The organism is Pseudomonas sp. C2B4, assembly GCF_013359695.1.
GTDB lineage: Bacteria > Pseudomonadota > Gammaproteobacteria > Pseudomonadales > Pseudomonadaceae > Aquipseudomonas.
In genome coordinates this window covers 1-14,087 of record NZ_JABFMU010000041.1, presented here as the reverse complement: position 1 = coordinate 14,087, position 14,087 = coordinate 1, and the positions used below count along the sequence as shown (strand labels likewise).

12 protein-coding genes are annotated in these 14,087 nt (G+C 61.4%); 7 read left to right on the top strand and 5 right to left on the bottom strand.

Going from position 1 to position 14,087, the window contains the following annotated elements:
- Nucleotides 1-161 precede the first annotated feature (161 nt).
- Entirely contained in the window at nt 162-1,310 is a 1,149-nt protein-coding gene (locus HNQ83_RS22170) for a carboxypeptidase family protein (RefSeq protein ID WP_175390943.1), read from the top strand.
- Nucleotides 1,311-1,463: 153 nt separating this feature from the next.
- Here the strand turns inward: HNQ83_RS22170 and HNQ83_RS22165 are convergent, their stop codons facing one another.
- Both HNQ83_RS22165 and HNQ83_RS22160 read right to left on the bottom strand, forming a co-directional pair.
- Complete coding sequence (locus HNQ83_RS22165; protein ID WP_175390911.1) at nt 1,464-2,009, bottom strand: cytochrome b; 546 nt, start codon at nt 2,007-2,009, stop codon at nt 1,464-1,466.
- On the bottom strand, nt 2,006-3,082 hold the full coding sequence (locus tag HNQ83_RS22160) for a catalase family peroxidase (protein ID WP_175390910.1): 1,077 nt from the start codon (nt 3,080-3,082) through the stop codon (nt 2,006-2,008). Before HNQ83_RS22160 ends, HNQ83_RS22165 begins: the two co-directional genes overlap by 4 nt.
- 158 nt (nt 3,083-3,240) lie before the next feature.
- Between HNQ83_RS22160 and HNQ83_RS22155 the strand changes: the two genes are divergently transcribed.
- The 4 genes from HNQ83_RS22155 (at nt 3,241) to HNQ83_RS22140 (ending at nt 7,588) form a co-directional block, all read left to right on the top strand.
- The gene (locus HNQ83_RS22155; protein WP_175390942.1) at nt 3,241-3,747 is read left to right on the top strand and encodes a sigma-70 family RNA polymerase sigma factor; all 507 of its coding nucleotides are present in this window, start codon (nt 3,241-3,243) and stop codon (nt 3,745-3,747) included.
- Nucleotides 3,744-4,496 carry an anti-sigma factor gene (locus HNQ83_RS22150; protein ID WP_175390909.1) on the top strand — a complete coding sequence of 251 codons (753 nt, stop codon included), beginning with the start codon at nt 3,744-3,746 and terminating at the stop codon, nt 4,494-4,496. Before HNQ83_RS22155 ends, HNQ83_RS22150 begins: the two co-directional genes overlap by 4 nt.
- A gap of 491 nt (nt 4,497-4,987) precedes the next feature.
- Nucleotides 4,988-6,106, top strand: coding sequence for a cell division protein ZapE (gene zapE, locus HNQ83_RS22145; RefSeq protein WP_175390908.1), 1,119 nt, complete (start codon nt 4,988-4,990; stop codon nt 6,104-6,106).
- Nucleotides 6,107-6,283: 177 nt separating this feature from the next.
- Complete coding sequence (locus HNQ83_RS22140) at nt 6,284-7,588, top strand: leucine-rich repeat-containing protein kinase family protein (RefSeq protein ID WP_175390907.1); 1,305 nt, start codon at nt 6,284-6,286, stop codon at nt 7,586-7,588.
- A 103-nt stretch (nt 7,589-7,691) separates the two neighbouring features.
- On the opposite strand, the gene HNQ83_RS22135 is transcribed toward HNQ83_RS22140, so the two are convergent.
- Nucleotides 7,692-8,396 (bottom strand): YebC/PmpR family DNA-binding transcriptional regulator, encoded by a 705-nt coding sequence (locus HNQ83_RS22135; RefSeq protein ID WP_008020881.1) that lies wholly within the window; start codon nt 8,394-8,396, stop codon nt 7,692-7,694.
- A gap of 242 nt (nt 8,397-8,638) precedes the next feature.
- Here HNQ83_RS22135 and HNQ83_RS22130 point away from each other — a divergent pair, with 242 nt between their 5' ends.
- Entirely contained in the window at nt 8,639-10,069 is a 1,431-nt protein-coding gene (locus tag HNQ83_RS22130) for a type VI secretion system Vgr family protein (protein WP_175390906.1), read from the top strand.
- Between the two features lie 17 nt (nt 10,070-10,086).
- On the opposite strand, the gene HNQ83_RS22125 is transcribed toward HNQ83_RS22130, so the two are convergent.
- Nucleotides 10,087-11,478: an FAD-dependent oxidoreductase gene (locus tag HNQ83_RS22125; RefSeq protein ID WP_175390905.1), complete on the bottom strand. Its 1,392-nt coding sequence runs from the start codon at nt 11,476-11,478 to the stop codon at nt 10,087-10,089.
- A 70-nt stretch (nt 11,479-11,548) separates the two neighbouring features.
- Entirely contained in the window at nt 11,549-12,874 is a 1,326-nt protein-coding gene (locus HNQ83_RS22120; protein ID WP_175390904.1) for an MFS transporter, read from the bottom strand.
- A 268-nt stretch (nt 12,875-13,142) separates the two neighbouring features.
- Here HNQ83_RS22120 and HNQ83_RS22115 point away from each other — a divergent pair, with 268 nt between their 5' ends.
- Nucleotides 13,143-14,015: a LysR family transcriptional regulator gene (locus HNQ83_RS22115; RefSeq protein ID WP_175390903.1), complete on the top strand. Its 873-nt coding sequence runs from the start codon at nt 13,143-13,145 to the stop codon at nt 14,013-14,015.
- The last annotated feature ends 72 nt before the right edge of the window (nt 14,016-14,087 follow it).

Sequence of the window (14,087 nt, the reverse complement as noted above, 5' to 3'; positions counted from 1 at the left end):
GCCTTGATTAGTTGGTTTTACCTATAGACATTAGACTTCACACGAGCCCCGACCCAGCTGCATCAAAATCTGCGGCATGATGGGTGAAACGTTTTTTCTGCGCTCCTAACCCCCTCCGCTTGCGTGTAAAGTAGCCGCCATAAAAATCTTAATCAGGAACCCTGACCGTGGCCAAAACTCTCGACATCACTGCCAACTTCGACAGCGGCAACATCCAGGTGATCGATGTCAGCGACCCCCTCAAACCCCTGCTGGCCATCCGTCCCGATACCAAAAGCGCTCATTTTCAATGGTTCCACTTCAAGGCCAGCGGCCTGCATGTCGGCCAGGAGCACTGGTTCCGCCTGAACAATGCCAGCCAGTCCTCGTACAACAAGGCGTGGGACGGTTATCAGGCCAGAGCCTCCTACGATCACGTCAACTGGTTCCAGGTACCGACCATCTTCGAAGGCGATTGCTTGCGCTTCTGCCTTGAAGCCACGCAAACCCATGCCTGGTTCGCCTACTTCGAACCCTACAGCCGTGGCCGCCACGACTGGTTGATCGAGCAGGCGCTGACCAAGGCCGGCACCGAACTGCTGGCCACCGGCAAGAGCGTCGAGGGTCGTGACATCCAGCTGCTGCGCAAAGGTACCGGTGCCGAAGGCCGACGCAAGGTGTGGATCATTGCCCAGCAACATCCGGGCGAACACATGGCCGAGTGGTTCATGGAAGGCGTGATCGAGCGCCTGGAACATCACGACGACCCGGTGCTGAACAAGCTGCTGGCCAGCGCCGACCTGTACCTGGTGCCCAACATGAACCCGGACGGTGCTTTCCACGGCCACCTGCGCACCAACGCCATGGGCCAGGACCTGAACCGCGCCTGGCAAAGCGCCAGCCCGGAGATCAGCCCGGAAGTCTTTTTCGTCCAGCAGCAGATGGAAAAGTACGGCGTCGACATGTTCATCGACGTCCACGGCGACGAGGAGATCCCCCACGTTTTCACCGCCGCTTGCGAAGGAAATCCGGGCTACACGCCGCGGATCGAAAAACTCGAAGAGCACTTCCGCAGCCATCTGAAGAAAACCACCAAGGACTTCCAGACCAAACACGGCTACACCCGCGACGAACCGGGTCAGGCCAACATGACCCTGGCCTGCAATGCCGTTGGCCAGAAGTACGACTGCCTGTCCCTGACCCTGGAAATGCCGTTCAAGGATCATGACGACCACCCGAACGCGGAAACCGGCTGGTCGGGCAAGCGTTCCAAGCAGTTGGGCAAGGATGTGTTGACGACGGTGGCCGAGATGGTCGATTCGTTGCGCTGATCGATCCAGGCTGCCCCACCTTGATTTCAGTGCAAACCACGGACTTGTGGGAGCGAGCCTGCTCGCGATAGCGGCGCATCAGTCAGTCAATATGCTGAATGTGACGCCGTCATCGCGAGCAGGCTCGCTCCCACAGTTTTTTGCTTCTATCGATCACCCGCGATCCTTACCCCGCAACATACTGTCCAGCACAGCATCACGGCGTATCCAGCCATGGAACAGCGCCGCCGCCAAATGCAGCAGCACCGTCAAAAACAGCAAATAAGCCAGATACCCATGGGCCTTGCGCAGTAACGCGAACACCTGCGCGCTCGCTGGCACAATCGACGGCAATTGCAGCGAACTGCTGAGCATCACCGGTTCACCGGACGCCGAAATCATCGCCCAACCCAGCAATGGCAGAATCAGCATCAAGGCGTACAGCAACACATGGGAGGCCTTGGCCGCGAGCGCTTGCCAGCCCGGCAGATCCGCCGGCAACGGTGGTTGTCGGGTAGAGAAACGCACGGCCAGCCGCACGATCACCAGCAACAGAATCGCAACGCCCAAGGGTTTATGCAGGTTGATCAGCCATTCATGGCGTTCGGAGACCGAGGCGACCATGCCCGCGCCGATAAACAGCATGGCGATGATCATCAGCGCCATCAGCCAGTGCAGCAGGCGCGCCAGGGGAGCGAAATGGTTGGGTTGGGTGCTCATTGCTGGGCCTCCTGTTTGGCGGCGGGCAATTGGCTGACTTCGCTGGTGCGACGCAGGTAAGAAGTGGCATAGGCGGCTGAACGCGCGGCCAGCAACGGATCGTCGGAACCCTCGATGCCGGCCGGCAGTACCAGCGGGTCGTAGTTGATGTCGCGGCACTCTCCGCTGAGTTGCGGCTGCACGCTTTCCAGCACCAGGGTGCCGGCGTTCAGTACCTTGCGCCCTTCAGGCCAGGCCTTGCTGGCGTCGTTGACCGGATCGCCGGGGTTGGCCAGGGTGATCATCAGCTGCCAACGCAATGGGCCGGCGGCGATGCGTTGCACCAGGTCTTTTTCGAGGAAATCGCTACCCTCCGGTGCGGTCGCCCCCGGCGCATCCACCGCCTGCGGCACCATGTTCCAGCGCACGGCCTGCTTTTGCCCGGCGGCGTTGACCAGGTAAAACGCGTTGACGCTGTTATAGGTTTCCGTCACATAGCTGGCCGAAGGTTTCGCGGTCTTGATCCAGGCCAGGAACGGCGCGGCTTCCGGGTGTGAACCGAAGAATGCCGGCACCGCCGCAGGGTCCGGCTTTCCGGTCGAGGGCAGCGGCGACTGCGCCTGCTGCAACTGATAGAACGCCTCGGGCGTGCCCACCGGGAATACCGGCATGCTGTTCATCCCGGTCCGCCACTGTTGGCCGTTGGCCTGGGTGAAGCGCAACGCCATGCTGCGGATCGGAATAGCGCTATCCGGCGCGTAGGGATTGCCCGGCGGCAAAGCCAACCGGCCGACCACTGGCGTGCGCGCTTCGTTGAAGACCTGCGCGGTGGAATAACTGCGCGCCTCGCCACTGCTCTCGAAATGGCCGATCACACAGACGCCCTTGGCGTGATTGCGCCGAAACCCAGGGTGCACGCCGTTATTGGTTTCCAGCACGTTGACCAGTTTTTTCGGGGTCAAGCGTTGTGGGTCAAAGGTGCCGTTGACATAGGCAAACGCCCCGGCCACGGCGGCAACGACCACGGCAATGCCCGCCAGGCGCAATGTCAGGCTGGCGGCGCTCAAGGGTGGCGGTGATGATCGATCTACCATGAAAGACTCCAGGGCCATCGGCCTCAAGTGAGAAGAATCAGGCAGACGAACCCCACGGCGGTTTATTCCATCGCCCGGTATTTATTTTTTCGGGCGTGGAATAACCTCGAATGCCGGGCGTCTTCCTGGTTCAAAGCGTAGTGAGTAACCAGAAATTCATGAACGATATCGACGAACAACTGCGAGAAATCATTCCCAGATTGCGCCGCTTCGCCGTATCGCTGACGCGCAACTCCAGCAGCGCCGACGATCTGGTGCAGTCGTGCCTGGAGCGTGCGTTGTCGAGCTGGGGCGATAAACATCCCGAAGGCGATTTGCGCGCCTGGCTGTTCGCGATTCTGTATCGACAGTTTCTCGACGCTCACCGTCGCTCCCGACGCTATGCGCGGATGCTCGAATTCTTTACCGGGCGCGAGGATGCGCAGCCTTCGGTGGAACGCACCGTCATCGCCCAATCGACCCTCAATGCCTTCGACCAACTGCCCACCGAACAGCGCGCGCTGCTGCTGTGGGTGTCGGTGGAAGGCCTGAGTTATAAAGATGTCGCCGAGATTCTCGACGTACCCACCGGCACCGTGATGTCCCGCCTGTCCCGGGCCCGCCAGGCCCTGCGCCAACTCAGCGATGGCGAAATCACCCGCCCTGCCCTGCGGAGACTCAAATGATCAGCATGCCCCCCAGCGAACGTGACCTGCACGCTTACGTCGACCACCAACTCAGCGATGCCGACCGACAACTCGTGGAAACCTTTCTCGCCAGCAATCCGGAGACGGCTGCACAGGTACGGGCCTGGCAACAGGACGCCCAGCAACTACGCGCAGCCCTGAGCGGTGCCTTGCAGCAACCGGCCAATCCGGACCTCGATCCGGCGCTGATCCGCCAGCGCCTCAAACGCCAGTCCCGCCGCCACCTGGCCAGCGCAGCAGTGCTCCTGATTGCCGTCAGTGTCGGTGGGGTCAGCGGCTGGCAGGCCCGGGAAATGACCCTGCTCAGCGCCGCGCAACCGATGGCCGATGCCATGCAGGCTTACCGTCTGATTGCCGAGCAGGGGCTGTTGCCGGCGGACTACAAGGCCGGCGAAGACGGCGACATGCAGGGTTGGCTCGACCGGTATTTCACCCAGGCCAATCGCTTGCCGGACCTGAGCGGCGCCGGGTTCAAACCGGTGAGCGGCCGCCTGCTCAGCACCGAACAGGGGCCGGCGGCGATGGTGGTGTATGAGGATCAGGACGGACACAAGATCAGCTTCTACGTGCGTCCGCCGGGGCCGAAGAATTTCCTGTTGCCCAGGGGCAGTCGTAGCGACGGTGGCTTGCAGGCCGAGTATTGGTCCGGGGGTGGCTACAACTATGCGATGGTCAGCCCGGCGGATACGTCGGCGGCGCGGATGCTGAGGCAAACAGTTCAGTTCTGATCACACCACACATCCCTTTGAGAAGGGCTTTTCTGTGGGAGCGAGCCTGCTCGCGCAGGACGTCATCGATCACGCGCCCCGTCTGAAAGACCGCGTTGTCCAGACGTATTCGCGAGCAGGCTCGCTCCCACAGTTGGATCGCGTGAATCTGAGAGAAATGGGTCGGCTTTCAGGCCGCCATCGTCGGAACGCCGCCCGGAGCAAGCCCGCGCCCACAGGGGAACGCGAACAGCAGTGAGGTCGAGTTAGCAATACGCGAGGAAATCGCCAGTCAGGGCGACTAACATTGGATCCATACAAAAATGGTGGTTTCGTATGGTTACCATCGATAAACATCCCCGTAGTGACGGGTAATAAGCTGTACACACCGCAGTATTCTGTTCAATAAAGCTGGCGACTCGTCGACACAACTGGAAGCAAATTAACCCTCTGGTTACACTACGCCGCCGCAGCTCGGGGAGCCTGCCTGAAGACAACGGGGTGAAATCACAGTGGCCGTTCGACCGCCCAACCGTTCGCGACTCACACCGCGCTGGACATCGTTGCGCCGTCTCTTTGGCAAGGCATCGACCCACAGTGGCGCCGGTGGTCAGGTCATCCATGACTACTTTCACCACAAGGCCCGTTCCCAGGGCTATACCCTCAGCCCCAGCCAGCAACGCGTGATCGACAGCATGGCGCAGCACGCCACGACGCTGCTGGGTGCCGTGGCGCCAACCCGGCCCGGTCTCTACTTGCATGGCGCAGTGGGCCGCGGCAAGAGCTGGCTGCTCGATGGTTTCTTCCAGGCCATCCCTCTCGCGGAAAAACAGCGCCTGCACTTCCACGAGTTTTTTGCCCGGTTGCATCAAGGGATGTTCAAGCATCGCGATCAACCCGATGCGCTGGAGACCGCCCTCGATGAGCTGCTGAGCGATTGTCGCGTCCTGTGCTTCGACGAGTTCCACGTCCACGACATCGGCGATGCGATGCTGATCACGCGGCTGTTCAAGGCGTTGTTCCGCCGAGGCATCCTGCTGCTCGTCACCTCCAATTATCCGCCGGAAGGCCTGCTGCCCAACCCGCTGTACCACGCGCGTTTCAAACCGGTGATCGACCTGATTAACGCGAGCATGCAGGTGATGGAAGTCGGCGGGCCGCACGATTACCGCAGCCAGGCCAGAACCCACGCGCAGCAGCTGTTCACCCAGGGCCAGTACATCTGGCCCGCCACGCAGGCACAGCGTCAGGCCTCGAACCTGCCTGCCGTCGATGCACCGGCCATTGCCCTGTCGGTCGGCACCCGCCATCTGCCCGCCCGTTACTGCGACGGACGCACTGTGGGCTTTACCTTCAGCGATCTGTGCGACCACCCCACTGCCGTCATGGATTACCTGGAACTGTGTCGGCGCTTCGATCACTGGATCATCGACGAACTGCCCAACCTCGCCGACTGCTCGATCGCCGCGCAGCAGCGCTTCATCAATCTGGTGGACGTCTTGTACGATCAGGACAAGCACCTGATATTGCTCGGACAGCGCTCGTTGCGCGAAAGCCTGGACGGCGACGCCATCGACCTGGGGCGTACGCGCAGTCGGTTGGGGCAGTTGGTTGAGGTGCGGGAACCTTAAGTTAAGTGGTGCCGTTGCGGCCGCCTTCGCGAGCAAGCTCGTTCCCACAGGTGGCTGAGTTGCCTGGTCGAGCGCGGTCTACTGTAGGAGCGGGCTTGCTCGCGAAGCGGCCTGACAGGCAACACCTGCTCCCGCTATCATGCCGCCCATTCATTCGACCGATAGCGATCCCCGCTCATGCACACCCTTGCACAACTGCGCGCCGGCACGCTGACAGGCATTACTCGCCTGGACCTCAGCGAAGGCCTGACCGAGTTTCCCCGGGAAATCTTTGACCTGGCAGACTCCCTGGAAGTGCTCAACCTCAGCGGCAACGCCTTGAGTAGCCTGCCGCAAGACCTGCACCGTCTGACACGGCTGCGTGTGCTGTTCTGCTCCGATAACCCATTCACCGAGCTGCCTGCCTGCCTGGGTCAATGCGCAGCGCTGACCATGGTCGGCTTCAAGGCCAACCGTATCGAACGCGTTCCCGGTGAGGCGTTGCCGCCCTTACTACGCTGGCTGATCCTGACCGATAACCGTATCAGCGAGCTGCCCGCTGAACTGGGGGAACGCCCGCACTTGCAAAAGCTCATGCTCGCGGGCAACCGCTTGCAACGCTTGCCCGACAGCTTGCGACACTGCCATCGACTCGAACTGATCCGCATCGCCGCCAACCGCCTGACCGAATTGCCTGAATGGCTGCTGTCGCTGCCGAGCCTCACCTGGCTGGCCTACGCCGGTAATCCACTGGAAACCGAAGCCACTTTTCAAGCCACGGCGGATATCCCCTGGTCGGATCTGCGCCTGGAGCAACCACTCGGCGAAGGCGCTTCGGGCGTCATCCATCGCGCCACGTGGACACCACCGGGACAACCCGCCACACCCGTTGCCGTCAAACTCTACAAAGGCGGAATGACCAGCGATGGCTCGCCCCTGCACGAAATGAATGCCTGCATCACCGCTGGCATTCACCCCAACCTGATCCGCATTGAAGGCCGGATCATCGATCATCCGCAACAAACGGCCGGACTGGTGATGCAACTGATCGGCCCGGATTTTCGTAACCTCGCCGGATTGCCGAGCCTGGCGTCATGCAGCCGTGACGTCTACGCCGACGACACGCGTTTCAGTGCCGAAGGCGCCCTGCGTATCGCCCGGGGCATCGCGTCAGTGGCCGGGCACCTGCACCGTCAGGGCATCACCCACGGCGACCTCTATGGTCACAATATTTTGTGGAACGAGCATGGCGACTGCCTGCTGGGCGACTTTGGCGCGGCGTCTTTCCATGCCACGGAGGACAGCCTTGAAAGCCGCGCACTGCAGCGAATCGAAGTCCGTGCGTTCGGAGTGTTGCTGGGGGAATTGCTGGAGAGGATCGACTCGGGGCTGAGTGATGAACAGCGTGTGCGGCTGGAAGACTTGCAGCAGCGCTGCTGTCAGCCGCAAGTACTTGCGAGGCCGGGGTTCAGCGAAATTTTGCAACTACTTGATATTCAGTGACCGCTTCGCGAGCAGGCTCGCTCCCACATTGGATCGATGCTGATCACAAAAACCATTGTGGGAGCGAGCCTGCTCGCGAAGGCGGTGTTACTGAAGAAACAGATTAACCCGCCAACCCGACAAACATGTCCTGCACGTCGTCATGGTTATCGAGGCCTTCGAGGAAGGCTTCGACTTCAGCCATCTGCTCGTCGCTCAGACCGCTGACCGGGTTTTTCGGTTGGTAGCCCAGCTTGGCGGACAACACGGTGAAACCTTGCTCAGGCAGGGCTTTCTGTACCGCATCAAGGTCGGTTGGCTCGGTCAGGAACAAGGTCGCACCGTCTTCACCAGGCTCGAAGTCCTGGGCGCCGGCTTCGATGGCGGCCATTTCCGGATCGGCATCCGGGGTGTCCGGGGAGGCCTCGATCATGCCGACATGGTTGAAATCCCAGGCCACCGAACCGGAAGCGCCCAACTGGCCTTTGCGGAACGCGACGCGGATTTCAGCGACGGTACGGTTGATGTTGTCGGTCACGCACTCAACGATCAGCGGCACCTGATGCGGGGCAAAGCCTTCATAGGTCACGCGATGGTATTGCACGGTTTCGCCCAGCAAACCCGCGCCTTTCTTGATGGCGCGATCCAGGGTTTCCTTGGGCATCGAGGCTTTCTTGGCCTGTTCAACCACAAGGCGCAGGTGTGCGTTGGTGGCGACATCAGCGCCGTTGCGCGCAGCAATGGTGATTTCCTTCACCAGTTTGCCGAAGATCTTGCCCTTGGCATTGGCTGCCGCTTCTTTGTGTTTAACCTTCCACTGTGCGCCCATTACTCACTCTCTTGTCTATGGCGCCGAGACATCTATTGGCCGACGCATGGTGCCAAGTTTATACGGCCTAAAGTCGGCAATCGACCAAAAATTCATGATCGGTCCCACGGTCAGGGCGGCATTTCGGATCGGCATCTTCACCGATCGATGTAGGGCGATTCTGAAACTTCGATTTGCGATGACTACACAACGTTGTGGTTTCGTACCCTCTTCGCCCGTACTCCATGGCAGAAGCGCAATCGATGCATAACGACAAGGAAAGTCCCTTCACCCTCACCCTCCTCGACGACAACTTGAGCCTGCAGGTGGTGCAGTTCAGCGGTCACGAGGCTCTCAACCAACCCTTCCGATTCGACATTGAAGCACTCGGCCTGGCACCAGCCATGCCGCTGGAGCGCTTGCTGCAACAGCCGGCACACCTCAACCTGGGGCAAGGTGCGGGTATTCATGGCGTGCTGCACAGCGTCAGTCGCGAACATCGCGGGCCGCAGTGGATCAGCTACAAACTGGTATTGGTGCCCGCCTTGCAGGCACTGAATCAGCACCGATCACGACGGGTCTTTCAACACTTCAGCGTGCCGATGATCCTGCGCCAATTGCTGGTGGAAAATGACCTGCCCAACAGCAGCTATCGCTTTGAACTGGCGACCGGGCACTATCCGCCGCGGCCGTTCTGCATTCAGTACGAGGAAACCGACCTGGCCCTGTTGCAGCGGCTGTGCGAGGAAGAAGGCATTCACTATCACTTTGAACATCATCACGACGCCCATGTGCTGGTGTTCGCTGAAGACAGCCTGAGTTTCCCGCAGGAACCGCTGTTGATGCCGTTCCAGACCGACGCGCCCAACGCAGGCAACCCACCGACGATCAGTGAGTTGTTCCAGCGCCATGACACGCCTGCGTTTTCACACAGCCTGGATGCCAGAAACCGTGGCGTTGCGGGCGGCAACAAGAGTGCGGCCAATCATCCCTTTGCCCAGGCCGTGCCGCCCATGTCCCGCCCCACCATCGAACAACGACATCGCGATCAAATCGCCCGTCGGCACCTTGAGCGCCTGCGTTGCCAGCAGGTACAGCTCCACGGCCAAAGCAATCACACCCCATTGCGCAGCGCCCACATCGTGCAGGTGGCCGAACATCCGCTGCCGGGTTTCAACGATCAATGGTTGGTGACCGAGGCGCGGCACCAGGGGCAACAGGGCTCTGTTTTGGCATCGGACACGACCGACATGCCACTGCGTTATCGCAACCGATTCACGGCTGTGCCTTGGTCGACCGTGTTCCGCCCTTCACTCAAACAGGCTAGACCCAACATCCCCGGCTACCAGCCTGCACGCGTGTGTGGTCCGACCGGGCAGCCGACGGTAGTGGATGATCAAGGTCGAATTCAGGTGTGTGTGTGGCCCACGCCGGAGCATGATCCCCAGACGTGCGACGGTCTCTGGATACCGGTTGCCCTGTCCGCGTCGGACAACCGTATGGCTCCGTCCTGGCTGCCACTGGCCGGTAGCGACGGGCTGGTCAGTTTTCTCGACGGCGACCCCGACCGGCCGGTGTTTTGCGCAACCCTGGGGCAACACCATGCCCCTCGTCCCCTTCGCGCCCAGGCACCGCGCAGCGATACCCGTTTGCTGCTCGATTGGTTGATCAGGCCCGCGAACCCTGAGTCCTAAACCCTGGAGCAAGTGCATCAGCCCTTGTCAGCCTTGCCCGCCGCCGCGGCAAACTTCGCCAGACGCACGTCCAGATGCCGCGGCCTGCGCCCGTGATCCTCGGCGCGTTCCTTGCGGCGGATGGCGTTGCGCACCATCAGCGAACCGAGATAGCGAATCGGTTCCGGCGGGAAGAAACCCAACGGCCCGTTCACCAGGGGCGAACGGGTCCAGGCGTTGTCGAGGCCCTGAACCATTGAAGCGAGAATCTGCCCGCCCATATGGCACGGCCCGACCCCGCTGCCCGAGTAGCCAAAGCCATAGAACACATTGCCACTGGCACTCATCTGACCGAAGAACGGCAACCCCGTGACCGAACGATCCGACGGTCCGTTCCAGGTCGCCTCGACCTTGACGTCGGCAAAGGCCGGGAAGAAATCCGCCAGGCTGCTTTGCAACAGGCCGGCGTATGGCGATGGCTGATCGAACACCGGCAACATCCGCCCGCCATAGGCGAAGGTGTTGCCGCCCTTGCCGAGCATGATCCGGCCGTCCGGGGTGTTGTGGTAGTAGTGCACGAAAATCCGCGAATCGAGCACCGTGACACCGCTGGTCAAACCGATCTCATTGAGCAGGTCCGGGCGGGGTTCGGTGATTGCCATGTCGCTGGAAACGATCGCCACGCTGCGTTCGAACTGCGGGAATGCCCGGGCCATCCAGGCATTCATCGCCAGCACCACCCGGTCAGCGCGAATGGTGCCGTTCGCGGTTTGAATCCCCGCCGGTTTGCCCTCTTCCAACCCGGTCATGGCGGTATTTTCATGAATCTTCACCCCCAATTGCAGGGCCACCCGGCGCAAACCGCGCACCAGTTTCCCCGGTTGCACACTGGCGGCGGCCGGGGAAAACCAGCCTTCCAGATGCTTGCTGGAACCGGCCATGCGCTGCACATCGGCCAGCGGCCGCTGGCTGAAGGAGTTGATGCCGTGGCGCTCCAGCGCCGCAATCACCGCATCGGTCGAACCGACCTGGGCACGGTTGGTGGCGGTGTAGAGGGTGCCATCGAGTCGGTAATCGGCATCCACCGCGTACTGCTCGCAGAAGGCGCCGATGGCGTGAATGCTGCGCTCGGATTCCTTGACCAGGCGTACCGCTTCTTCAACGCCGAACAGTCGCTCGAGGGTGAAATACTTGGCCGACCACGACAGTGCACACCCGCCGTTGCGCCCGCTGGCGCCGGCGCCGCAGATGTCCGCTTCGATCAGCAACACATCCAGCTCGGGGTTCTGCTCCTTGAGCATGATCGCGGTCCACAACCCGGTATAACCGCCGCCGACGATGCACACGTCGGCGCGGGCATCGCCTTGCAGTGGCGGGCAGGTTTCGGACGTTTCAGCCTTCAGGGCCTGGTCCAGCCAAAAGGGTCTCATGGGTCAATCTCCGGTCAGATCTCCACACGCCAGCCTGCCGCACGCGCAGCAGGCGACGAGGGACTTGGGTTCAGGTACGCAGGGGTTTTACGGTCATCGGCCGGTTAGGCACATACGGGGAGTGGGTCCGCAGGCCACCAGGGCGACTGTTCCAGTGCGGGATCAGCACCAGTGCGGAGAACATCGCGCAGCCGGCAAAGACGATGAATACGGTCACGGTGTCGAAGTAACCCGGCAGCAACCCGCCGAGAATCGCCCCGACCGAGCCGCAACCGTTGACGAAGCCCGCCGCCGTGGCACCGGCCTTGGCGGTGCCGAAATCAATGGCGGCCGCGCCGCTGATCATCGAGTCCGGTCCGTAGAGCGTCAGGCCCATCACAAACAGCAGTGCCACCACCAGCACCACGCTCCCGGTATGCAAAGCCCCCATGAAGAAGGCGAGCGACACGGTCAGCGCCAGCAGGCTGATCACACAGGCCGGCATGCGCCGGGCGCCGAACAGTTTGTCCGAGGCCAGGCCGATCATGATCGGCCCGAGCAGCCCGGCCAATTCAAACGCGGTGGGAATGATCGCCGCCCCCACCTTGCCGACCGAGGGCATCTGTTCGAACACGATCACTGGGCCCCAGAGCAGAATCGCGTAGCGCGCCGGTTTCAGCATGAAATAAGCGAGGCCGAGAATCAGCACGGTGCGGTTGCGCAGGATTTCCTTCAGGGGCTCCAGCACGCTGATCTTGCTCTGGGCGTGCGCCTCCTCAGCGGTCAGCTCGGGTTCCGGCTCCACGGCCGGCAAGCCCACGTCTTCGGGTTTGTTGCGTTGGAAAATAAAAAACAGCACGGCGACCAGCCCAACCACCGCCGCACTGGAAATGAATGCTGCATGCCAGGAACCGATCAGCGTGTACGCCCACCATCCGGCAAACGGCGACGCCACCAGACCGCCAAAGGCGTAGCACGAACTCCACAGGCCCAATACCCGCCCGCGCTGCTCGGCGGGAAAGAAACTGCCGAGGTTCTTGCACAGCCCCGACCAGCCCGTGGACTGTGCCAGCCCCTGAATCAGCATGCAGGTGGCGAAAATCGGCAACGTGGCGAAACTGCCCATCACCAGCGCAGCAGCTGCAGAAATCAGCAACCCGCCGAGCACGACCACTCTCGGACCGAAGCGGTCGGCGAGGATGCCCCAGGTGAATTGACCGATGGCGTATGCGGTGAGGTAGATGGCGTCGAGGTTGGCCATGGCCATTTTGTCGAGCATGAACGTCGGGTCTTCGCCGATCCCGAGTTTGGCAACGGAAAACGCTTTGCGGGTGAAGTAGAAAGCGGCGTAGGCGAGCCAGGTGATCGCGAAGATCTGCACGCGCCAACGCTTGATGGTGCCGATGTGCTTGTTCATTGTGGTTCTGACCTCAGGGTGTGAGTGTGCCGGCAGAATTGGAAGAAAACGCCTGTGTTTTTATTGTTGAGCACTGCGAAATCGTCCGGTCCCTGTGGGCGATTCCGGTCAGATGAGTCCTGCTGTTGCACGCACAGGCTCATGGCCGCCGTTGCTGTTCGACTGACCAGTCACCGGGGCTGAGGTGGATAAAAACAATTACTGATTAATAAGTGAAATCGATTTATCGTATTTCAAAAATAAGCTCAGCTTGTTACTGGAGGTTTCGATGTCGGTTTCCCACGCCCAGCTCAAGGCGTTCCACGCCGTCGCCGTCCACGGAAGCTTCACCAAAGCCGCCGAGCGGCTGTTCCTCACGCAACCGGCCATTTCCGACCAGGTGCGCAAACTCGAAGAACGCTACGGTGTGCTGCTGTTCCATCGCAACAAACGCTCGGTGCGCCTCACTGACTTGGGCGAGCGCTTGCTGGGCGTCACCCAGAAACTGTTCGTGATCGAGACCGAGGCCCAGGAGTTGCTTCAGGATTCCCAGGCCTTGCAGACCGGCAGCCTGATCCTGGCGGTGGATGCGCCCGTGCACGTGTTGCCGCAGATCGCCAGGTTCTGTGAGCGCTACCCGGGCATTAGCGTAAAGATCGAAACCGGCAACACCGATGAGTCGCTGTACCGGTTGTTCAATTACCAGGCCGACCTGGCGCTGCTGGGCCGCGAAGTCAGTGACGAACGCCTGATCTCCCTGCCGCTGCGCAATGACCCGATGGTGGCGTTCGTGTCGCGCCATCACCCTTGGGCCGACCGCGAATCCATCTGCCTGGCGGACCTCGACGACACGCCGCTGGTGCTGCGGGAAATCGGCTCGGTGACCCGGCAGACACTGGAAGAAGAAATGGCCGGCGCCGGGTTTCGCATACGACCGGCGATTCAGGTGGAAGGCCGCGAAGCCGCTCGGGAGGCGGTGGTGGTGGGGATTGGTGTGGGGGTGGTTTCCGCTGCCGAATTCGGTGCCGATTCCAGGGTGTGCGCGTTGCCGATTACCGATTGCAAGCGGCGGTTGACCGAGACGCTGGTGTGCCTGCGTGAGCAGAGTTCGCGACGGATTGTGGCGACGTTTCTGGAGATGGTGCGTGAGAGTCTGGGGTAGGCAGGTCCGGCCCCTTCGCGAGCAGGCTCGCTCCCACATTGGGTCTGCGGCGCACACATAACCCTGTGGGAG